The organism is Sphingobacterium sp. UME9 (genome assembly GCF_014170215.1).
Classification (GTDB): domain Bacteria; phylum Bacteroidota; class Bacteroidia; order Sphingobacteriales; family Sphingobacteriaceae; genus Sphingobacterium; species Sphingobacterium paramultivorum.
This window is the reverse complement of the sequence record NZ_LZZP01000001.1, coordinates 162,163-185,834: the sequence shown is the minus strand read 5'-3', so window position 1 is coordinate 185,834 and position 23,672 is coordinate 162,163. Positions and strand designations below refer to the sequence as shown.

19 protein-coding genes are annotated in these 23,672 nt (G+C 38.4%); 7 read left to right on the top strand and 12 right to left on the bottom strand.

The features are described from left to right. Positions 1–95: 95 nt before the first annotated feature. The 4 genes from A9970_RS00795 to A9970_RS00780 all read right to left on the bottom strand — a co-directional run bounded on the left by A9970_RS00795 (position 96) and on the right by A9970_RS00780 (position 8,191). Entirely contained in the window at positions 96–1,511 is a 1,416-nt protein-coding gene (locus A9970_RS00795) for a Gfo/Idh/MocA family protein (RefSeq protein ID WP_182980974.1), read from the bottom strand. Positions 1,512–1,522: 11 nt separating this feature from the next. Then, positions 1,523–2,914, bottom strand: coding sequence for a DUF1080 domain-containing protein (locus A9970_RS00790; protein WP_182980973.1), 1,392 nt, complete (start codon positions 2,912–2,914; stop codon positions 1,523–1,525). Between the two features lie 248 nt (positions 2,915–3,162). Beyond that, positions 3,163–5,040 (bottom strand): RagB/SusD family nutrient uptake outer membrane protein, encoded by a 1,878-nt coding sequence (locus A9970_RS00785; protein WP_182980972.1) that lies wholly within the window; start codon positions 5,038–5,040, stop codon positions 3,163–3,165. A 10-nt stretch (positions 5,041–5,050) separates the two neighbouring features. Beyond that, positions 5,051–8,191, bottom strand: coding sequence for a SusC/RagA family TonB-linked outer membrane protein (locus A9970_RS00780; protein ID WP_182980971.1), 3,141 nt, complete (start codon positions 8,189–8,191; stop codon positions 5,051–5,053). Between the two features lie 987 nt (positions 8,192–9,178). Here A9970_RS00780 and A9970_RS00775 point away from each other — a divergent pair. Next, positions 9,179–9,664 carry a hypothetical protein gene (locus A9970_RS00775; RefSeq protein WP_182980970.1) on the top strand — a complete coding sequence of 162 codons (486 nt, stop codon included), beginning with the start codon at positions 9,179–9,181 and terminating at the stop codon, positions 9,662–9,664. 32 nt (positions 9,665–9,696) lie between these two features. Here the strand turns inward: A9970_RS00775 and A9970_RS00770 are convergent, their stop codons facing one another. After that, positions 9,697–10,269, bottom strand: coding sequence for a Crp/Fnr family transcriptional regulator (locus tag A9970_RS00770; RefSeq protein WP_259655304.1), 573 nt, complete (start codon positions 10,267–10,269; stop codon positions 9,697–9,699). Positions 10,270–10,558: 289 nt separating this feature from the next. Here A9970_RS00770 and A9970_RS00765 point away from each other — a divergent pair, with 289 nt between their 5' ends. Beyond that, complete coding sequence (locus tag A9970_RS00765) at positions 10,559–11,053, top strand: STM3941 family protein (RefSeq protein WP_182980969.1); 495 nt, start codon at positions 10,559–10,561, stop codon at positions 11,051–11,053. Positions 11,054–11,190: 137 nt separating this feature from the next. On the opposite strand, the gene A9970_RS00760 is transcribed toward A9970_RS00765, so the two are convergent. From A9970_RS00760 to A9970_RS00740, 5 genes are all read right to left on the bottom strand, one after another. Then, a complete protein-coding gene (locus A9970_RS00760; protein WP_259655303.1) occupies positions 11,191–12,342 on the bottom strand; it encodes an AAA family ATPase in 1,152 nt (383 codons plus the stop codon). Next, positions 12,300–12,998 (bottom strand): RNA ligase family protein, encoded by a 699-nt coding sequence (locus tag A9970_RS00755; RefSeq protein WP_182980968.1) that lies wholly within the window; start codon positions 12,996–12,998, stop codon positions 12,300–12,302. Before A9970_RS00755 ends, A9970_RS00760 begins: the two co-directional genes overlap by 43 nt. A 269-nt stretch (positions 12,999–13,267) precedes the next feature. Next, positions 13,268–13,942 (bottom strand): LytTR family DNA-binding domain-containing protein, encoded by a 675-nt coding sequence (locus A9970_RS00750; protein WP_182980967.1) that lies wholly within the window; start codon positions 13,940–13,942, stop codon positions 13,268–13,270. A 5-nt stretch (positions 13,943–13,947) separates the two neighbouring features. Then, positions 13,948–15,444 carry a TlpA disulfide reductase family protein gene (locus A9970_RS00745; protein WP_182980966.1) on the bottom strand — a complete coding sequence of 499 codons (1,497 nt, stop codon included), beginning with the start codon at positions 15,442–15,444 and terminating at the stop codon, positions 13,948–13,950. 67 nt (positions 15,445–15,511) lie between these two features. After that, complete coding sequence (locus A9970_RS00740; protein WP_182980965.1) at positions 15,512–17,017, bottom strand: sensor histidine kinase; 1,506 nt, start codon at positions 17,015–17,017, stop codon at positions 15,512–15,514. A 334-nt stretch (positions 17,018–17,351) separates the two neighbouring features. On the opposite strand from A9970_RS00740, the gene A9970_RS00735 reads away from it, so the two are divergent. The 5 genes from A9970_RS00735 (at position 17,352) to A9970_RS00715 (ending at position 20,886) form a co-directional block, all read left to right on the top strand. Beyond that, positions 17,352–18,002, top strand: coding sequence for a hypothetical protein (locus A9970_RS00735; RefSeq protein WP_182980964.1), 651 nt, complete (start codon positions 17,352–17,354; stop codon positions 18,000–18,002). Positions 18,003–18,203: 201 nt separating this feature from the next. Further along, the gene (locus A9970_RS00730) at positions 18,204–18,602 is read left to right on the top strand and encodes a hypothetical protein (protein WP_182980963.1); all 399 of its coding nucleotides are present in this window, start codon (positions 18,204–18,206) and stop codon (positions 18,600–18,602) included. Positions 18,603–18,621: 19 nt separating this feature from the next. Beyond that, positions 18,622–19,191, top strand: coding sequence for a hypothetical protein (locus A9970_RS00725; protein ID WP_182980962.1), 570 nt, complete (start codon positions 18,622–18,624; stop codon positions 19,189–19,191). 69 nt (positions 19,192–19,260) lie between these two features. Continuing rightward, a complete protein-coding gene (locus A9970_RS00720; RefSeq protein WP_182980961.1) occupies positions 19,261–19,794 on the top strand; it encodes a GNAT family N-acetyltransferase in 534 nt (177 codons plus the stop codon). A gap of 558 nt (positions 19,795–20,352) precedes the next feature. Continuing rightward, positions 20,353–20,886: an NADPH-dependent FMN reductase gene (locus A9970_RS00715; protein ID WP_075991829.1), complete on the top strand. Its 534-nt coding sequence runs from the start codon at positions 20,353–20,355 to the stop codon at positions 20,884–20,886. Between the two features lie 436 nt (positions 20,887–21,322). Here A9970_RS00715 and A9970_RS00710 read toward each other — a convergent pair whose 3' ends face one another. Beyond that, the gene (locus A9970_RS00710) at positions 21,323–22,471 is read right to left on the bottom strand and encodes a peroxiredoxin (RefSeq protein ID WP_182980960.1); all 1,149 of its coding nucleotides are present in this window, start codon (positions 22,469–22,471) and stop codon (positions 21,323–21,325) included. An 8-nt stretch (positions 22,472–22,479) separates the two neighbouring features. Next, on the bottom strand, positions 22,480–23,670 hold the full coding sequence (locus tag A9970_RS00705) for a DUF255 domain-containing protein (protein ID WP_120334830.1): 1,191 nt from the start codon (positions 23,668–23,670) through the stop codon (positions 22,480–22,482). Positions 23,671–23,672 lie beyond the last annotated feature (2 nt).

Sequence of the window (23,672 nt, the reverse complement as noted above, 5' to 3'; positions counted from 1 at the left end):
CAAGCAAATCGTACATTTCAGGAAAGACTTTTCATTTCAAAAAAAAGGGCAATGTTCACATTGCCCTTTACTTTCTATGCCCAGTTACTGGTCCATTACATCTTATAATACTGCTCCCAGCCTCTCGCAGGTGGAGGTCCAGCTAAGAGTGCATTGGCAAACTTATCATTAGTCACTTCTTTTGTCTGTGTATTCAAGATCAACTTGCTGTTTAAGCGTTGTGCAATTACACCCAAACAAAATACTTGGCTCAGAGGACCTGCAATTTCAAAAGCCGAGCGCGTCTTTTCTTCGCCTTTACAACCTTTTAAGAAATTAGCAAAGTGATTTGACGGTGATTTTGGCACTTCCGGTAACCGAGACTCCATTTCCTTAGCTTTCGCTGTTGGAATAATCTGCAAGGTACTAGCATGAGAGCCACCTTTAAATATCAAATCCTTGCTATAGATAATTTTCCCAGGATTTAATTTGGCGGGTTCCAATTTCCCTGTACTTGGTGCAGGAATATTAGGATCCAGTCCGGATACACCGTAGCCTTCCGGTATAGGTGGCAAATTATCCAGTCCATCATACCAATTGATATCTAGTGCTGGCATCTTTTTCCTTTTTGGGAAATGAAATTTCAAGGTCGAAGACATGGGGAAAAAATAGGAATTATACCCATCGAGCTTCACAGCGGACACTTCTGTAGGCAGCCCCAAATCTAAAAATTCATGCGCTGTATCCAATATATGTGCACCCCAATCACCCAATGCGCCCATTCCAAAATCATACCAACAGCGCCATTGACCATTCACAAAATCCTTATTATAATTATGGCCTATGGTCTGCATTTGCCAAAGATCCCAATCTAATGTTTCGGGCACCATTTCAGCGGCAGGAAAACCCTTCATATTCACATCCCAGCCATGCCATCTACGCGGCATATTCATGTGCGCATCGATGCGCGTCACATCCTTAATAATACCGGCATCTTTCCAGGCTTTAAATTGAAAGTAATTGGCCTCGGAGTGCCCCTGATTTCCCATTTGGGTAGCAAGTTTAGGGTTTTTCCGGGCTTTATTTGCCATCAGTTCAACTTCAAGGAATGTTCTCGCCATGGGTTTTTCCACGTAAACATGTTTACCCAAGTCCAGTGCAAGCATTGTTATGGCAAAGTGCGAGAAATCGGGAGTTCCGACACTTACAGCATCGATCTGATTTCCCATTTTGTCAAACATCACTCTAAAATCCTTAAACTTAGGTGCATCGGGAAACAAGCCCAAAATTTCCTGTGTATGTTTCGCTCCAAGATCTACATCACATAGCGCGACAATATTACAGAGTCCTGTTTTATACAGCTCTTTAATGATTTCTGCGGCCCTATTTCCTAAGCCTACACAAGCTAAGTTGACACGCTCATTTGGTTTGGCCAAATTGACATTTCCCAATACACTATTGGACAGCATAACCGCTCCTGCAGCGATAACAGACTGTTTAACAAAGCTTCTGCGCGATAAATAATGATTCATAAGAGATAAGCTTAATTGGGTGTATTGATTTTTATGCTGCGAAATGAAACCCGATCGCCATGGTCTTGGAGAAGAATAAAACCTTCCTTCGCTTCACCAAAATTTTCCCAATCTTTATATTTGCTGATCTGAACCAAATCTTTAAACGCTTTGGAGCCCCGCTCATAAGACAGCATCTTAATTCCATTTAAATAATGTTCCACTTTGTTATCTGCTGTGACCACAACTCTACCTCTATTCCACTCACCGATGGGTCTGCGTGCACGCTCGTCACGATTGGATGTGATGAGATCGTAAAGCGATGCCAATGTACGATTTCCATCTCGTCCCAACTTCGCATCAGGGTGTAAAGCATCATCCAGCACTTGATATTCCAAACCAATAGCTGATCCTTTTGATTTTTCTTTTAAAGTCACAAAATACTTAACACCACTATTTGCTCCCGGACTAAGCTTAAATTCAAATGAAAGGTCAAACACAGCGTATTTATCTTTTGTGACGATATCACCACCATTGGTTGACTCTCCACCGTCGGATTTCAGAACAGTCATTTGTCCATCCTTAACTTGCCAGCCACGTTCCGGAAATTTATCGCCATGTATACTCCGCCAGCCCTTATTGGTCTTACCGTCAAATAAGAGCTTAACTCCTTTTTTCTTTTCGGCATCTGCCAAATCGTTGGGCTTCAGATTAACGATATAAAGGTCTTTTGGAAAACCTTTTGATTTGAGGTCAGTTGTTTTTATTTTAATATTCTTAAAATAAACTTTCTTTCCATCCAATTGCGGTGGAATACCATGTACCTGTAATCCGATAAAACCTGTTCTATCGATCGTGTCAACGACATAAGCTACAGGAATATCATTGATCCAAGTACGCAGTTCGTCGCCGACTGCTTCTATTCGGATATGATTGAATTCCTCTGCTTTATAGGCTTTTTTTGCATTTTCATTTAAATCGAGTGGATAAATCCATCCACGACGCGCCTCATCATATATCCCACCCGTCCATGCACGGGCAGAGGGGTCTATTTCTACTTGCCTTCCATATACACGTCCGCGCCCATCGTTAGCCTTTGGATCAAGATGGCTCCGTGTCTGAATACCTGAGTTTGTTTCGTTACCTTCAAGTTTAACATCCAGTTCCAATATGAAATCACCATATTCTTTTTCAGTGATCAAAAAAGAATTGGGCGTACCTTTTGTCATTCTGCCGACAATAGCATCACCTTCAATAGAATAGGGAGCTTTTCCTCCGACGGATTTCCAGCCATTCAGCGTTTTTCCATCAAAAAGGTTTGTCCAACCTTTCTCATTACTTTTATCTGTCTGGGCATACGATAATACAGCATTGCTAACGATCGCTGCCATCACAACAGATTTAAATAGTGTATTTCTTTTCATTGTAAAATTTGATCTTGAGTCTATCGACCCGGTTTATTTATTCATCATTGGTTTGTCAATCATAACAAGTTAGAGACCATACTAGCGAAAGCCAGGAGACGATACTACACTTCACTTTCAAGCCAAATAGGCCCCCATTTACTTATTGGCTATTGATTCAATTGACTTAATAAAACAAGATATTAATTAATATAAGTGAAATGAATCAAATGATGTGATTTATTTACGAAAACGTTTGAAAACACTTGTTACTTATCTTCAACCAATAACGGCGTTTTATTTTTCTCGGCTCCCGGATAACCTATATTTTGATTGATAACACCTTTGATATTTGTATTAATTGCATTGGCAGGCACAGGCCATAAGATATGGTGCACACTAATTTTATATTCGGCCCATTTATGTTTGACCCCTTTGTTATAGAAATTACTTTTAGCAACCACTCTATCGTACCAAAAATTAACTCCAGCTTGTTTAATATTCGCGTTCGTTCCTCCTGGACCACTAATCTGTTTTAAATCATAGACACGACCACCAAATATTTCACATGGTTTTCGGGTTCTTGCGTAGATATAGGCAATCCTTACGAGCTCAATATGTCTGTTTTCTTCATAATACAACTCACGTGCACGCTCATCTAATAGCTCACCGATATTGATTTCGTCTGCCGTCAGCTGTGATGCACCGGCGCGTTGACGGACTTCGTTAATGGCAATGGCAGCCTGACCAAGATCATTTTTCCAATAATAACTTTCTGCCAACAATAAATAGACTTCCGCAGAACGATAAATATACCATGGGGTTTCCCCGCCCTCCCATTGTGTCTGCAATGGATCCGGTACAAATAATTTATAATGCGGCCAAGAGAACCATAGACGAATTGAATCCTCAACACTCATCCCCGCCGGTTTAACTAGATTTTTTCCATACCAGGGATTGCCGGTCTTTTTTAAGTTGGGCTCATTATATTTCAAATCTTCCATCTTTCTCCAACTATCCCGATTAAAGATCCCCCGCAAATCATTATCTTCTTTCCCAGATCTCCAAATCTGATTTGTAAAATACCAAGTTGGACGTAATCGTCCTATACCACGACCATAGTTCTTATTTAAATCCAATGAAAGATCCGTTTCATCCGCTGCTAATGATAGGCCTGTCCCCGTTTTTCCGTCCGGTGTTTTTATACCGCCGTTATTCCAGAAAGGAACGCCATTACGCATTGTTCTGATACGATCAGAACCATCAACTCCAGGATAAGAAACTACATACATTAAACCTTCGGTATTGGCCCCGTCTAATTTTGCCTCAACACTATGAAGATCAAACATCAGATTGGTATTTGGTTTACTTTTATTCACCGTAAATCTGCTTTTCATAAGTGGATGAATAGCGACAATTTCTTTTCCAATAGCGATTGCCCGATCAAAATCTGCCAAGGCCATGCATACCTTCATCAACAATATACCACAAGCAGATTTGGACGTACGTCCACGGTCTACTTTTTCGGGTACCCATTGGTAGGCAAACTCCAGATCTTTCCGTAATTTTTCGAGAATGCTCCAACGATCGTAACTATAGAAATCATATTTCGGTTCATTTATTTCTTTATCAATAAAAGGAACATCGCCAAATTGATGCACCAATTTAAAATAACGATAGGCACGTTGAAAATAAGCTGCTCCTAAAATCGCGTTTTTTTCATTTTCGTCTTTAAAAGTTCCTGCATCTATTCTTGAAATAATAAGATTAGCGTATTTTATCCCCTTAAATCCCTCGTACCAATACCAACCGACTTTAGTTCTATCGTTGTTATTGAGATCTGCATCGGGGAGCAGTGCAATATCCATATCCATTTGTGGACCAGCTTTATCTGTCGTACCCTCTACCGCTACTTCAGATTGAATAATCTCGGTCAAAATTGGTGCAGCATCGCCAAAAAACTCATGCCGCATATTTCTTTCACAGGCCGTTAAAGCGGAGTACATACCTTGCGCATCGGCTAGTGCAACATCAGGTTCATAGAAAGACAAAGGTTTCGGTTTAAGCCAATCCTTACTACAAGAAAATGTAAAAACAGCCATTGAACCAATACATAAACTAAATATTATATTTTTTTTCAATTTCATGATCTAAAAATTAAAGGGTAAGGTTTAAACTAAGATTATACGTACGAGGAGTTGGATCACCTGAAGCTTCAGGATCACCGAATCTCCAATCTTTTGTCAAATAGGCTACATTTCTCACAGATGCCGACACACGTAACTGCTGGATTTTTAATGCCTGTAAAAGTGTTTTAGGAACGGAATATGATAATACAATATTTTCCAGTCTGATATAAGATTTGTTAATGTAGTTAGTCCCGTTATTTTTGGAACCAATTCGGGCATAATCATTGATCGGATTATCTGGCGTCCATCGCGGTAGCGCATAATCCGTACTCCGATCTGCAAAATTACTATTGTTTGCGGCCCGATTGAATTCTGCGAAATGTCCCCAATTGGAGTACATAAAGAAAGAAAAGCTCAGCTCTTTATAACGTAATTCATTTCGAAATGACCACCTAAAACGCGGTGTTGTATACCCCTGAAACACGCGGTCAGCATCCGTTAGTACCCCGTCTCCATTTTGATCTACATATTTAAAATCTCCAGGTTGGTTGCCGTATTTTGCTGCCGTTTCTTCTTCCCCTAATTGCCAGATTCCATTTCGTTTGTAGGCCCATATCCTGTCGGGATCCTGTCCAATAAACCATCTATTTTTAACATCGTCCGCTTCCTTTTGGCCGACGATATTTCCCTCACTATCTTTTATATCCACCATATCGCCATACAACTTCACAATTTTTCTCCGATTCAACATAAAGATTGCCGTCGCATTCCAACTAAAATCCCCCCTATTCATGATATTACTATTTAAGGTAATATCAAAACCTTTATTTGAGAGCTCACCAAGATTGGCGGCAACACTGTTAAATCCGATAATTTCTGGCAATGCACGATCTACCAATAAATCCTGAGTTGTTGCTGTATAAAAATCCAGTGCGCCACTCAGACGACCATGGAAGATCGAAAAGTCCAAACCAGCGTTGTACGAACTTTTATTTTCCCATTTCAAGCCCAAATTGGCCATTCTATTCACGTATAGCTGAGATGAAAGATAGAGGTTTCCACTCGCATCAATATAGGGATGTAACCCCGAGGTCATGTCGGAAAGAGCTTCATACATTCCAATATCGCGGTTTCCATTTCTTCCCCATGATAGACGAAGCTTACCATAATCCAACCAGGATTTGGTATTTTTCATAAAATCCTCCGCTGTAAAATCCCAGGCAAAAGCCAGGGCGGGAAAGGTTGCTCTTGGATTTTGAGCGCCAAAGGCTGAATACCCATCACGTCGTACAGAAGCTGTCAACATATAACGATCTTTGAAGGAATAAAACAGACGCCCCATCAGTGCGTCGCCTGTACGATAAGTATCCTCACTCTCGTTCAAAGGAATTGTCCCAGCCTGCAGACGATGCCAGCCCAGAACATCAGAAGGAACAAACTGAGAAGCTGTGGCCTTGGTTCGCCAATACTGCCCTTTCTCTGCATTTTGAAGCAATGTGACTTCAAAATTATGTACATCAAAACGCCGCTTCCAACGCAATACATTATCTAACTGCCAATTATATGTTTTTTCAAATGAGCGTTCGCTACTTCCACCTTTTGCCTTCCACTCGGGATTTTTAGAAGAATCGTGGTTATAATACTCGTGCCAGATAAACGAAGGCGTAAAATTGGATTGTAATTCGATACCAAAAGGCAAAGTAATCACACCGTACAAACTGGAATTCAATGTATTGTAATGATCTTTTCGATCTCTAAATTGATTATCAAAAAAAGGATTTACCGGTGTAACATCTCCAGTAGGAAGTCTTTGATAAATACTTGTAGGATCATCGATATTATTTGATCCATAAGGAGATATCACCGCAGACTGCTTCCAATCCGCCTGTAAAAAACCTTCATTTCGAACCGCAAAATTAGTATTAGCACCAACTTTTAAATAGGGTGTAATCTTTGTTTCTAAATTTAATCTAGTACGAAAGTTCCTAAATCTATTACCCGATATAATCCCCTCTCTATCAACATGATTCAAGGACAAATAATAATTTGACGCTTCATTACTATTCGATACAGCAACAGCATAATCCTGCTGGATCCCCTTTTGAAAAACCAAATCCTGCCAATCCGTAATCTTATTGTTCATGTAATTTTCAATTTCCGGAGTCTTTAGCTCCAATCGAGAAAGCCAAGACCTGATCAACTGATCCTCTGTTACATTTATAACGGGGGTCTTTTGATCGTAATTATACCAGTCCAATTGATTGGTTCCATTGAGCAGTCTTGGGTCCACAAACATTTCGGGATGTGCTTTAAGATAATCTGCGGTTCTTCGGCCTACTTCAAAATCATAGCGATATTTCAAAAACTCATCAGCGGGCATTACGCGTGGCATCCCCGCATTTTCTACCATTCCAAAATTACCATTGAACGTAATCGTTGGCTTTCCTTTTTTACCTTTTTTTGTCGTAATTAAGATAACGCCATTTGCCGCTTTTGCACCGTACACAGCAGTCGCACTCGCATCTTTCAAAATATCGATTGACTGAATATCATTGGGATTAAGATCAGCAAATGTGCCGTCAAAAATAACGCCATCCACGACATTTAGTGGACTGCTGCCAGCTTTCAATGTTCCCTTTCCCCTTACAAGCAAATCGGCATCACCCTTAGCCGAATTACCCTGTCCAATCACCAATCCGGCGGCATTCCCCCTTAATAGATCCTGAACAGACCTGGGCGCCTCCTTTTCAAGCTTTTCGGTCTGCACCGAAACAATTGCGCCTGTCACGTCCTTACGTTTGGCAGTTCCGTATCCAATAACGACGACTTCATCTAGATTCTCAGTAGATTCAGAAAGGGTGATCTCTATTTCCTTACCCACTTCTACTTCAAGTTCTTTGGACGAGTATCCCGTATGGGTAAAACTTAAAGTAACCTTAGCAGTACTTTGCTGCAATTTAAAACTAAAGCGACCGTAGCTATCTGTTACTGTACCCGTTGAAGTTCCCTTCACCAAAACGGTAACTTTCTCCAAAAAACGACCATCATTTGTTTTGACGATACCCTTTAGTTCTTTTCCAGTTCCTTGTGAATAAACAATTCCTGTAGACAGCAATAGCATACACAAAAAAGAAAAACTAACGAAAATCAAACGATTAAATTTTCTCATAGATTAAGATTTATTGGTTATTAATAAATAGAACTATAAAAAGCCTAAAAACAAGACCTTTTAGTCATTAATATCAATTGGTTATTATTTAATCAACACAAAACAATAGTATTAATTAAGAAAACACAATCAAACCTTTTTAATCCATTTATTTACGAAAACGTTTGAATGGCTATAAAAAACAAATCGCTGGATTCCGACAAGAAAAAGAGAACAGGTGCTACTTAAGTCAAAAAACAACATTACGCGAACAAAAACAGCCCTCAACAGGCTTCAAAGCAAATAAAATTTAAAAATAAATTGAGACAAAAGAGCATAGTTTTGACACAAAATGAAACCTTTTTTAATTATAATTTCACTATCTTTTAAATTAAAATAAATTTAAGAAAATTAAATTTAAAGAAATAAAAAAAATACACACTTAACTAAACAAAAGACCGAAATGACCGAGAAGTCTTCATCAACAAGAGAAGCAAAGATCGCATGCATTTTCTATGCCCGGTCAAATGAAAAAATATGACTTGGGAACAAAACCATATTTCTGATGAGTTAGTCAAAACAGGTTTCCATCATTCGGCGTCAGAAGTAATTGGTTTATTGCTCTTGTCCTACATCGCCCTGCCCCAACCGTGTAAACAAGGTGGCTCCACATTGGAATCAGCTAAAAAAGTAGACTCTACCTGGGCTCAGGCTACATGCAGGAGGAGCTTGGTAATAAAGCGAGCTCGACAATAGGATTATATGTTCAATCCGCATTATTTTAGAAAAGCAAATAAAAACAATCAGTAAAAAATTTGGAGAATACGAAAATTATATACAACTTTAAAGCACAAACACCTGCTCTAAACAGGCTACAAGTTAACAAAGGAAATTTTTTATTTTAAAACGAGGATTTTATCTTAGAATCACTCATAGACAAAAGTCTAAATTAGTTTTTTTGCAGAAAAACTTACTTTTACTTAATGTACAAACAGTAGCATACAAAATATGACAACCAACCCCATTAAGGTATATACAGTAGTTTCAAAAGAAGTAAAAGAAGATCCAGATTTATTCACCAATCTGGAAGGTGTCTTCTCAACATATGAAAAAGCACAGGAATATATTGATCACTTTTTTGGTAATGCTAAATATGGTTATCGATCTATTGTTACAACCTATTTAGATCCCTTTCAGAAAGAAATCCAAAATAACGATTCTTATTATAGCATTTCATCTCAATTAATGGGGCCGCATTTAGAAGTTGAGATCTGTAAAACTTCTTTTGCTGTTGTCCTCTCCGAACTTGAACAATTGCGTATCGATCCTGCCACCTCAGAGAAACCTTTGGAATTAAACCTGCACTGTTTTGCTGCTTCTGAGGAAAAGGCAATGGAAAAATTCGAAAAATTAGTGCAAGACTATGCAAAAGAACACAAGCTGCAATTTCAAATTAGCCCTTTTCGCATTGCAGATTCGGACCAATGCTACTAGCCTTCAATTGCAACGAGATTATAGCAGCAGATTCAGGGAAGTATTTTTTTACGGATTTCACTTAAATATTCTGGAGTAAATCCCAGATATGAAGCAATCAGGTATTGCGGAACACGTTGTACAAACTGAGGATATTTACGGAGCATATCATGGTAGAATTCCTCTTTAGATTTAGAGAATAGATATTTAACCCGCATTTGCGCAGCTGCATAAGCCCTTTGATAAACAAAGCGAAAATAACGCTCCATGATCGGAAATGCAGCAACCAATTTTTCTTGATTTTCTTGACTGATATAAACTAAATCTGACGTCTCTACGGCCTGAATGTAAAATGACGTAACAAGCTTATGCTCGAAAGCCATATTGTCTGTAATCCACCAATTTTCTATTGCGAATTCAGTCGTTTGTTCGACTCCCTTTTCATTAACAAAGAATTTACGGAGAATACCTTTCAATACAAAAAAATTATATCTGCACACTTGGCCCTCCTCCAGTATATTTTCTTTTTTCGCGACCGTTTTCGTCTTAAAGTAAAGCAATATTTCTTCTAATTCGACCGGATCGACATCGATAAATTTCTTTAAATGTTCTTTAAGTTTTTCCAACAGTCCATCACTTTATTATACAAACAAAGCTACTCATTCCTTTTATCAAAAAAAAGACACGCGGTCCCATTTCAAATAAGCTCAATACGGAAGGGATGGCAAGATAAATTCAAGTAATACGAATAATCATTCAACAAGCACGAATCATAAATCGGAATAGTTTCAATGGCTTTTACCCCCTATCTTTATAACAGGTGCTCCAATAATATGATTAACAGATTGGAGCTATGATGAAAATGGCAGGCTCCATTTTTTGCGGAGTTTGTACTTTTTGAAAAAAGAGAAAGCAATGATCAAAATTAATTTTAGCAAAGGAAAAATTATCATCAGCATGCTGCTATGTTTTCTTCCAGCAGTCATTGGGTTGTATGCTTGGTTATACTATGATCTTATTTTTAAGCTAACCTCGACGATATGGATACTCGTTGCGGCAACGGTTTTTTATCTTCGACTACAACAGTTGAACCGCTATCGAAAAGGAGAGGCCGCACTCACGATAGATGAGCATACATTACTAAATAACAGCGTATTGAAACCGCAGCAAATCCCTTGGACGGATATCGATTATTTTGTTACTGGTTTATATCGGACAAATTCTATTTTTATAAAATTAAATGACCTTTCATCGTTAAAAAAAGAAAAAACAAGCGGTCTAATTTATTTATTAAGCTTTATTGACCGCAATCTATCAACAAAACCTGCATCTTTTTGGATCGACATGGATGTCATCGATATCAAGGAAAAGGAGCTTTTATCTATGTTGCTACAGCGATTGAAAAAGTAGCTAAAAATTGTATCTCTCTCCGAAAAAAGGTATTACATAAAAAATCAGCCCCCTATCCAAATAAGTGGGCTGATTCGCAAAATCAATCAAAAATGCAGCACAATCCTGCTTAAATACCGCCTACTTAAAAGCATCCGCTATGCCGTAATGTAGTGAACCTCATGCGCCTCTGTCAACTGGGGAACTTCCAAATTATGAAACATTTTATCCAAGACAACTTCTGGCAGTGGGTACTCCCTATCGCTATTCTGCGCGCGCCAAATCTTATAGGGTTTTTCAACGTACAACAATTTCACATAGGCTTGATAGCTTACGAAGAGATCGATCAATTGTTTTCGCATCTGGGAAGTTATGTTGGTGGCATTCCAGATAAAATCCTGTCCCCAGCGTAAGTATTTTTTTGCTTGCTCTTTTGCTTCTTGTACAACCCATCCGTTTCTCTTTTTATCAGTAGCATCAATGCGATATTTGCGTCTGATGTCATCCAAACTAATAACAGGAAGGTCGGTATTCATGGCTAAAATCTGATAATCTTTGCCCATTCCCGGCAAACCTGAAAGTACAGTCACCGTGGATTTGAATGTATCAAAAGGCACATAATCAACATAGCTATTGTTTCCATTAAAATATGTAAATCGTGCATTTTCGGACAAAAAAGAACGCGTGGCATCCCAGCAGCCAATCTCTTTACTATACAGTTCGAACATATCCAATGCGTAGAGCAAAGCATCCAAATCGGCACAGTACCTTCCTTTAGCATCTGCTTCGGCCAACAACTTAAGTTGGCCCATATTGACACTCAATGACGCCTCCAAGGCGCTCTTCATTGGATCGACTTTTTCCATCAACCACAATGGCAATCCATGATAGCGTACCAATGCGACAATTTCCTCCCGTAATGCAAAAGGGGTCTCCACATCACGAAATAAAATCTCCCGTGCGGTCTGTGCTCCTCTTTTGGCATGATTTGGAGAGCTGATACGACCATCTGCAGCAACAATTGTCGTCGATCTCTTCTCGACATCATGCAATAAAGCGGATGCCCAGAGAAGCTCCTGCTTTTGGTAATCCAGATTCCGGTATCCAGGCAATGCTTCCAGCTGCTGTAATACCATTTGGGTATGAATCGCGACATTCCCTTCGGCATGATGCAAAGGATCTTGTTGTACCTGTTCCATATCCCTGACCCAAGAAAATTGCTCCTCTAAAGCCGACCAATTCTTATTTACTGCTATTGTCCATTCCATTAGAAATCCCTCCTTTCCCAAATCATTTTTGTTCTTCGCCATGATTTTGTCCAATGTTCGTCGGTCTGCACATGTCCTTTTCTAACATATTTAAAAACATTGTGCTGAAATTCACTGACAGTATATGCATCAGCATTTCTGCAGACTAACCCCTCCATCGTACATGCTTCTCCAGTTTTAGGGTCAACCGATCCAAATTTAGAAGACTGCATGGCCAAATTTTCGACTGAACGCCGAAGTTCTAACTCAGTCAAATCCTTTACCATGTCGAGTTTCAAAACAGGTACAGTAGGCAAATCAAATAAACTGGCATAAAAAGTAACTTCTTCCCATGAAAGCCACTGATCTTTAATTCGAGCAGCAAAAACATAATAATAGTGCTCAAGTTGCACATATTCGATAGAATGCACAGCATAAAGATTTTCACCAAAAAACTCTAAATCATCCAGATCGTTTTTTACTCTAGACCAATGCTCCCGAAGCTGAGCTGTCCATGGCGACGTGGTTGGAGCCGCATGGGATCGTGCAAATACTCCACGCCGTGAAAGGCAATTATTTTCACCATCTAATTTTTCTGTAAATAACAGTTTATGGAAAGATTGTATATCCTTCCAATAATGTTGATTAAAACGATCGTCGCTGCTTGTCCCTGGCGAAAATGGGAAATGATAGGTACGACCATATTTTGTTGATTCCATTTTTAAAATTTAAATCCATACTAAAAAATTGAAGACATAGGTATATGGTAAACAAATCGGGTAAATCCCGTTGTTTACTTTCTTCCTAAATATCGACAATGCATTACATGACTTTAAATTTTAAAAATTGACAACACAAATGATCTATTGCTACAAAAGTATTAAATTTATCTTAAAAACTTAAACACGCCCCCTTAACCTTTTGACAGCACAGCCCCTTCCCTACCTTTCTAACCAGCCCTAACTTATCAAAAAATGCGTATTTAGCATTAATATAATTTCAATTCAGTATACGTTGTTCCAATGGGAATAACCCGGTCTGCTACCCAAATTTGGGTTTTGTCAAACTTAATCATTTTACTTCGTGCGACGATAAATGCTCTATGGCAACGAAAAAATTCGTTCTTCGGGAGCAGTTCCAACAGCTCGCTAATGGTAATTCTGGAGCTAACACATTTATCGCCCAAATGTATCTGGGTGTAATTACCTGATGCTTCAATATACAGGATACGATCAATTTCAACTTTAACATGTTCATAGCCATCTTTGACGAACAGATAGTCTTTGTTATGCTGTAGCTTTTTTGCCCGAAGGCTATACAATTCGCTCGCCTTGCTGCAGGCTTTCAAAAACCTGCTCATAGAAAATGGTTTAAGCAAGTAATCGATGGCGTCGAGCTCGAAACTCAATAGCGCATGCTCAGAATAAGCCGTCGTAAAAATCACCATTGGCGAAGTATTCAAACTACGCAGAAACTCTATGCCTGAAATATCGGGCATTTTTATATCTAAAAAGATAAGGTCCACTTGCTCCTTCTGGAGATAATCAATCGCCATAAACGCATCCGTAAATGTACTTTTTAATTCAATAAAAGGGACTTTAGCTATATGGTGTTCAATAACCTGCAATGCTACAGGTTCATCATCTATCGCGATGGCTATCATAACAATTATTGATTTAAAATCTGATCTATTTGGTCATACAGTTGTTTCCCATTACTTGGTCGAAGAGCCTTTTCTACAACTAATTTCCCTGTTTTATCAAATATAAAATATTGCGGATAATATTCCGCTTTGTCTTTTGCATTTAGCAGTAATTCCTTCCAAAAGGGCTCAATCTGTTTCCTATTTTTACGTAAATGGATTCCGGTTAAATTGTTGACGCGTATAAAGTCTTTCCAGTCCTGATCGCGATGGTCTTCATCCATATCCAAATAAACGAAGGCAATATCTTTATCCATGTATCTTTTCTTCAGTTCAGGTGTATATTTCAATTCAAATTTACAAGGACCACACCAGGTACCCCAAACATCCAAATAGACCACTTTTCCCTTCAATTCAGCAATCAGGTCGTAGATCGATGAAATAGGTCGATCATCCTCAATCAACCGGATCTGTTTGTTCTGTTTATTCGCTATCAAAAGAGAGTCAAGATCGGCAATATAGCGTTCAACGAGCGGCCTATGCTTATCCGTTGGAAATATCTTCCAATGCGCTCCTGCCAATGCTTTTAAATGTGGTAAGTCCCTGTCATGATATAGATTGACCAGTTGCTGAAAATTGTATTTTTCTACGATAGGCTTGGGAAAATTATTTAAAGCACCAATAAACCGCCAATAATCTTTACTATAGCTATTCATTAATCTGTTTGCACTGTCTAGGCTTATCCCGAAATAAGGGATTGGCTCGCTTGAAGAGATCTTCTCCGACCGAATCTTAACAAATGCTTTCGTTTCCAAATAACGCAGGTAATTGTCAAGGAAAGAATAGAAAGAGGGGCCTCCAAAGTTATCCTGTAAATTAATCGATGCTTTTCCAAACAGTTCTAGCACTAAACTATCTGAGGTCGGCTTTGGCAATTCAGCTACACGGGCAAAATCGTTCAGATGGTTAATTCTTTGCGCGTAAAGCTCAGCACGGATATAGTCTTTTAGTTGGCTGGGCAATGAAGTAGTTTGGATCACTTCATTCATTTGATTGCAATCTGCTAAAAAGGGAATTAACAGCTGCTGTCTCAATTCAGCCAAAGAGCGTTTAGCAAGATTGTTTAAGGCTGGGGCTTTCATAAAAAACGGCACTTCATCCAGTTTTATTTGCTGAATAGTTCTATTTTCTGTTAAAGCACTACCGTATGTAAATACGATCGTACTATCAGTTAAATTCACGATAAGATCCTTACCGGGGCTTAATAACAAGGTTTGAAATACACCGCTGTAAATTAGTGTCGCGGATTTTCGAGCTGTTACTGGCAGCGCGACCTCAAATGTACCATCGCCGGCAACGGTTATCCGTTGCGAATTTTCTTTATAAAAACCGAAAACAAGAGGAATATTGATTTCCAAGGTCTTGTTTGGATCATAATTCCAAACCTTACCGCTCAATTTAAACTGAGCATGACTGCTTAGACAAAACAAGGTCACAAGCAAAAAAACAAGTACTTTTTTCATTGCTGTTAATTAAGAAACCGATAAATCAGGTGAATAATGGATTGAAAAATAGTGGAACTATCTTGATCTAAAGATGTAATGTTAAATGGACAAAAAACTCATTGGCATTTTCATGTATCATCAATTCATGCCGATCTCGATACAGTAATGACAGGCGTTGTCTTACATTTTCCAAGCCTACGCCGCTTTTTAGTTTTTCGGGATCGTTATCACTTTTTGGATTAATGCTATTGCTCACATCGAAAAACAGGACTTGGTCCCGCACTTGCAAAGAGATTTTAATATAAGACGAGTTCTGAAGGCTTATACCATGCTTAAATGCATTCTCAACGAAAGGTATAAGCAACATAGGTGTAATGTGGTAATTTTCAAACTGTTCCTCTATTTCGGTTATAAGGGTAATCTTGTCTGACATTGAAGTCCGGAGCGTTTGTAAGGCGATGTAATTATTCAAATATTCAACTTCACGCATCAACGAAATTTTATCTTGTGTATTTTCATGTAGCATAAACCGCATCATATCACCCAAGCGTTGAATTCCCTCCCCCGTCCGTTCTGCATTTTCCTGCAATGCAGTGCCATACAATGTATTTAAGGCATTAAATAAAAAATGTGGATTTATTTGAGATTTTAGAAAGGTCAGATTCGCGTCCGACTGCCCGAGCTCTGTACGTAGGGAGGCTATTTCGTTTTGACGCATTAGACGTTTTTTAAAGAGAAACCAGGACAGCGGCGTGCTAACCAATAATTGCGTGGGTAAATGAAACATCGCAACGATAAAGACCACTTCGTTTGTCTGATTAAAGAAAAATAACGCGGGCACACTTAATGGCAGGACTGAAACCAAGCTAATAGCAAAGATAGTCCAGAAGAAATCACGGAATTTCTTCTGTTTTTCCTGTAATTTTGGCAACAAATAGTATAAGGAATAGATTACAATACCGACCGCAGACAATACGACCAAAGTCCATAATACCGAAAGTTGTAAATGGGATCGCGATGTAATCAAAAAAAACAATCCAATAAACCAGAAACCTATTCCAAAGGATAAATCCATTTTTAGCTGCTTTTGCAGGGTCAGATTTTCTGCCTTGCTTTTAAGCAAATAGCTGATCAGATATTGCGCGCAGGTGTATAAAGAAATTATAATTGTTAATAAAATAGCTTGCGCAAAAGCCTTAAAAAACATACTATTATAGCTTCTTTGAATACTGTCATAATCCTTCAATTCGTAGGCGTGGCTATAGGTCCGGCATACACCTAAAATCAGTCCAGATGTCAAGATCAGAGCAGCTAGTAATGAATAATTCAGCAGCTCCCGTTTTCTGTTGATGAGGGAAGGAATAAGGACAAAATTTAAAAGGAGAAACATCACATATAGCAGCAAATCAATGATAAAATTCGGCACAAAAAAGTTAAAGAAATAGGAGTAGCTTATTTTTTGGTGAAGGAAATAGTTATGCATACCGCTATCATCCCGATTATTTGTATCAACAAGCAAAGCATAAACAACAGCGACAAATACGATCGTTGCCATCCAAAATTCTATTTTTCTTACGTCTTTCAGTTTCATGTTATTGGTTTTGATGAGGCAATATTAATTGAAATGAAAACATAAAACAGAAAAATGTGACGAATACCACCAAAAATGTGATGAATCAAATGTTTCTTCATCTTATAGCTGGGATTCTATTGTTGTTTCTATAAAATAGAATTTGATTTTACTATCTTTAAGCTGAAAAGTATCAAACCGGCTTTATTAACTTTATTCAAAAAAGACACTACATAATTAATCCATTATTTACACATTCACGTCCGATTTTGTGGTGTTAGGGCAAATAGCCAAGATTGCATACAACATTGGACTGTCAAATGATAAATACAGGGATTAAAAAATAATTGATCACATGGATACATATATCGTGTTAAAAAGGTTCTCTAGTTTAGAAGAAGCTCAAGAATGTCATAAACTACTTTCGGAAAAAGGTGTAACAACGCGGTTGGCAGATAATGTACCCCCTGTGGATATTACATTTTCCGGAAACACGGTTGGATATCAATATGAGGTTCAAATAGATCCTGCCAATTTCGCAAATGCAGAATCTATTTTAGAAGAGCAGGAAATGCAGTCTCTCCCTTTGGTTGAAGACGACCATTACCTGTATCAGTTTTCCGACGAAGAGCTCTTAGAAATTCTTCAAAAATCCGATGAATGGAACAAATTGGACTACGCACTGGCTAGAGAAATTTTAGTAAAAAGAGGGAAAGAGATGGATCAGGAAAAGCTTGATCTTTTGAAACAGAAGCGGCTCATGCAACTACGGGAACCGGAACCGCAGCAGAAGTATTGGATTATTTTCGGCTATATTTCAGCATTTCTAGGTGGACTTTTAGGAATTGCAATCGGGTATATGCTGTTTAGTTCCAAAAAGAGCCTACCGAATGGCGAACGGATATTTTCCTATTCGGATAATGACAGAAAACATGGGACAAACATATTCTATGTCGGATTATTCGTATTCACAATATCCGTTCTCATCAAAATGCTCTGGGGATGATAACATAAAATGAATACGATTTACATTTTTTAGCGGAACAGCTCAAGTGCAGCTTTGTGACTGTGGTATTCTGTATCCTATCGCGATCTAATTAGTGCTAACGTCAACTGTAAATTTTTAATACTAAAAAAAATACCTATATTTAAGATGACATCTTTATTCTTGAATTATTTTTTGTAAACCTACAAACAAATTAACTTTATGAATAGTTTAAAGACCACAGCCACTCATTTCCGTTATAAAAAGCATCCGGGAGATCTATTCAGAAATACGTCTGTTCAATTATTACCTCATCCCTATAAAAATCAAGAAGACTTTTGGGTATGGTTTCATCCCTCCTACCACCGTAGTGAAGACATTTCAGATTTAGGCGACCTGTACAAACAGCTTCACGATACACCCTGCCAAGAAACGATAACAACATCAAAAAATGAGCTATGTTACGCTGCAGTAGCGAAAGAACATCTCTTTGAAGAAATAAAATCATTGGAACAAAAGATCTATCAGGATTGTTTTGAAAACTTTTATTTGTTGATTATTGAAGGCCGCATTGAGCTGTTTGAAAGTCATCAGATTGAAAGTAAAGAATCTAGTTCCTAATTTCTATCTTTAAACCGTTATGCATTATTTGACTTGTGCGATTATAAGGAAGGATGATAAGGTACTCATTTGTCAGCGCCCGCCATCGGTGACACATGCCTTAAAGTGGGAATTTCCTGGTCGCATAACCGAGTCCCACCTGCCAACGAAAGCAAATCTGTCGCTCAAAATTATGGAGGAGCTAAGTATAGATATTCTTGTCGGAAGGCCCTTAGAGATGACGCAACAAGGCCATAAAAGTCCGGCACTTTGCCGCTATCCTGTTCTCTGCACCTTTTCTTCTGGCGAAGTTGCCATGCTAGAATATGTCCAAGCAATATGGGTCCCCTCGGCAGAGCTATCGCATTTTGATTGGACCGATACCGATCGACCAATTATAGAAGAGTATACCAGATACCTTGAGAACTCAAATCCTCCGTCCCGTATAAAGCAAGCTTTTTTAGAAATCCTAATTGGACTCATTGGTTTTACACTGGTCCATATGTTCTTCAATGTATATATAGGCTTATTGATAACTTTGATCTTAATCACTATTACTGGAATTTATAGTTATTACACCCGAAAAAATATAAGCAAAAGAATCTCATAAAACTTCCCTACATTTATAAAAACTAAATAACCCCTAATTTCATTTTAGCCATACTGAAGACTTAATCAGATGAAAGATTTCCCACAATTAGAGACAGAACGACTTATTCTCAATGCAATAGACACGACTGATATTCCACAGATTGTTGAATACCTGCAAGACAAGGTCTATTCGGACTTCACATCAAATATCCCCTATCCTTACCGAAAGGAGGATGCTGAATACTGGCTTAAATTAGCAGAAGAAGCATTTGCCAATCGTAAAGGATTCACTTTTGCTATTCGAAATAAAGATAAAAAACTGATCGGAGCTATTGGTCTGCATGATGAAGGCTCGGATAAGGCTGAGTTGGGATACTGGATTGCTATTCCTTACTGGAATAAAGGTTATGTCACCGAAGCTGCAAAAGCGATCATTGATTTTGGATTTAAAGAATTAAACTTTAACAAAATTTTTGCGACCTACTTCCCCCATAATCCAGCATCGGGAAAAGTCATGGAAAAAATAGGAATGAAAAAAGAGGCCCTGTTAAAACAACATCTAAAGAAAGACGGCCGCTATTACGATATTCCATTATACGCTATTTTTAAAACGGAAAAATAAAACAGCAATTTCTAATGGATAAAAAGAATATCAAGTTGCGCTGTGATCATACATTTCCTATACTTATTCTTCTTTTTGGTTGTATTGCTATATTCCCAATAATAATTTCTAAGTATTCCATTTCTCTGTTAGGGATAATATGGGAGACTTGCTGTGGGCTCATCATATTTACGGGCGTTTGGAGATTTGAGCACTTCGAAATATCTGGAGATACACTTACCAAAGTAAACTTAGGTGGATTATATCGAAAGGATTTAAATATGTGTCATATAACCAGATACACAAAAAAAGTGATTGATATGAATCACTTTCTGAATCCGTTTAATATCATAAAGTTATTCAGTAAGGAGGAAAAATATTTTAAATTCAGAACCATAAAACTTCAGGCAACAAATAATTTAATCATGATAATAAATGAACGAAATATGCATAGTGAGGATTTCAAAAAATTATACCATATAATCAAAACCTATCAGAAACGACAAGTCAAGTCTAAATCTCCAATTGTTTCGAGAAATTGACTAAATTTAAGCAACCGATAATCATAAAGGATAAAACATGAAAATATTTGCATTCGCTGGGAGTAATTCTTCCACATCGATTAACAAACAATTGGTCAAATTTGTACTTAAAAGCTTCGAGGGGCACGAGATTAATTTGATCGACCTGAATGACTATAACATGCCTGTCTTTTCTGTAGACCTAGAAAAGAATGGATTCCCACAGGAAGCACAGCTTTTCCTAGATCATATAGCCTCCAGTGACATGATCATTTGCTCCCTCGCAGAGAATAATCGCTCCTATAGCGTAGCATTTAAAAATGTATTCGACTGGGCATCTAGAATAAATGTTAAAGTTTTCCAGGATAAACCCATGTTGCTTATGACAACTTCACCAGGAGGTTATGGTGGTGGAAATGTGATGGCCGAAGCGCAGAAATTTTTCCCGCAGTTTGGAGCAATCATTAAAGAAACATTTTCGCTTCCCAAATTTTACGAAAATTTTGATCAGGATAATGGCGTAATCAGTCCTGAACACCTCAATAGTCTGAAGGAAAAAATAGCAGACTTTAAGCAACAAATTTCCTCCTAGTGGCATTCCGCTAAAAATCTATTTGCCTTTTCGTGCATTCTGCATAACTTATGCCGATGTACTGAGTACATATTACTTTGCATATTATTGACTTTTTGCTTACCTTTTCTTTGCTTTGAAAGCAAAGAAACACCAATAAAACACCAATAAAACGACAAAGAAATAGCAAAGAAGAAGCGAATCAGCCCCCTAGCAATCCCAAAGGAATAGCGAAGAAACAGCAGAGAAACACCGAAGAAACGGCAACGAAATAACAGAGAAATACCAAAGAAATAGCAGAGAAACACCAACGGAATTGCAGAGAAATGGCGAATAAGCGGCAAGCCCTTACCTTAGCCCCCCAAAGAGCAACGCTATTACAGAAAACTGACCCCATAGCGATAGCAGCTATCAAAGGTTCATAATTAAGGAGGGGCGATTTGCCCCTCCTTAAAATTTATTTAAGTAGCTCTTCGAGTTTCTCTATCAACTTTACTCCTTTTAAGTTGATTCCAACAATCTTACCTTCGGGAGAGATGAGGTAATTTTGCGGGATAGCCTGAATACCGTATAATTGAGCGGCTTGATTTTGCCAGCCATTCAGATCCGACACCTGGGGCCAGGTTAATCCATCCTGTTCAATCGCTTTCATCCAGTTATCTTTCTTCCCGGGTTTATCTAGTGAAACACCCAGTATCTCAAATTTTGATCCCTTAAACTTTTGATAGGCTTTAACCAAATTAGGGTTCTCAGCACGGCAAGGACCACACCATGACGCCCAAAAATCCAATAGCAGGTATTTACCTTTAAAATCTGAGAGTTTTAACTCTTTACCTTCAGGAGTTACTTGTGCAAAATCTAACGCTGGCTGTCCAATTCCTAGCTTTTTTGCCAGTTGAATATCTGCTTCTAATTTTTTCCCGATTGCAGCCTGCCTTAATCTTGATGACAAATTGAAAAACAAAGGTTCAGTGGTAACCACATTATCATCGTAGCCAGCAACTTCCTGCAAGGCCAATAAACTGAAGTAATTGTCTGGATTATTGACTATAAAATATCGCTGCGCTTTCTTACGCTCTGTTTCGATCTTATCTATTTCTAGCCCAATTTGGTTGAGTGCATTTTCATCACGATTTTTTGCTTGATACAGATCAGCTCTTTTAGATTGCTGAACCATGAGCTTCTTCTCATAGGTGCTTAGATAGTCTTGATACTGCTTATAGGCTACCTGCAGTTTCCCGCCTTGTACCTGTGAAGACTCGAAAGGACTTTGAACAGTGATTTGCGTATTGGGTTCCTGAGGGTCTACATAAAATGTGAGACGCTCCATCGGTCCACCTTTGCGATTAAAGAAGGAAGCTCCATCTTTGGAATAAAATAACATGACTTGCGTTGGTTCCATGATTTCCCCTTTATAGATAACATCATTGGGACCAAAATTAATAGAGTCAATTGTCAATTTTCTGTCCACGATGTAGCGAACAAATGCTTTAGATTTTGCGGGAAATTGTTTTCCCTTTATTGTTAATTGAAAACGCTGTCCTTGAGCCAATACTGTCCCGAGACAACTTAAAACCAAGAATAACGATGTAGCTATTTTTTTCATGTTGATAATTACAGTGCTTTAGCACGCGCCACAAGAGCATCGGCCAGTTTAATAATTTTTGAAGTTTCCAGTTCAGCCAAGCCACGCGCAGCTTCTGCCGCTTGGACGGCTTCTTTCTTTTTCTTTAATGCGATACAAATATCAGCCAATGTTCCTTGATTGGAATAACTTGATGGATTCAATACAACGGCCTGTTTAGCCAGCACATAGCATTGTTTTAGGATAACTGGATTTGCAACAGTTCCCTTCGCATTGGCATTGCGGCGGGCAATAAAACTCAACCGTTCATCTTCATTCTTGAGCAGGCCTTTTCTCAATGTATTCGTAAGAACAACAAACTCCTTATCGGTTCCATGTGCTGCGGTCCACTCTACTTTATACAATGCTGCTTCAATTTTTTGTTCTGGATCTTTTAACCCTTCAAAATAGGCTACTCCTGCGTTAAATTCATCGGCTTTATTGTCCCTAATATAACCATACATAGCATATCGTAGCAGCTGGGCCTCCTTTTTTGCAAAATCTGCTGGTGCGGCTATGCTTTTAAAATAAGCTTTGTTAGACTCAAAAAATTTACCGTAGCGATCATCCAGGCTCTGTGCCATCATTTTTATGGTCTCCCATCCATTTGGGCTCTTCAAGAATTCATCGGTAGCCACACTGTCCAATGCCTTTTTTGCTGCATTTGCTGCTTGATTATCGGTTTGTTCCATCACTTTAATATAGCGGATCAGGAAATTCGACTCCCGCATACCCAAATCATACGATTTACGCAAATTGGGGATCTGAAAATTAGGGTCATTAGCTTGCTGTGCCTGTTTCAGGAAAAGATCAGCTTCCATTCGAGACTGGGTTCTATAGATCAATGTCCCCTGTCCATCTAAAAATAAATAAGTAGGAAAACTTCTGATTTGGTATAATTTAGCAATATCTACACCTTCTCCTATCTCACAGTCAAATTTTGTATTGATAAACCTGCTGTTAAAATAACGAGCCACTTCAGGCTGTGAAAACACATTCCCTTCCATCCATTTACAAGGAGCACACCAGGAGGTAAATCCATCCAGGAAAATCAGCTTATTTTCCTGCTTAGCCAATTCCTTTGCCTGATCAAAAGTGATCTTCTGAAACTGTATATGTTCTTGCGCAAGTAATAGCATCGACTGCGAAAAAGCCAGTGCTGTCAATAGTATCTTTTTCATTT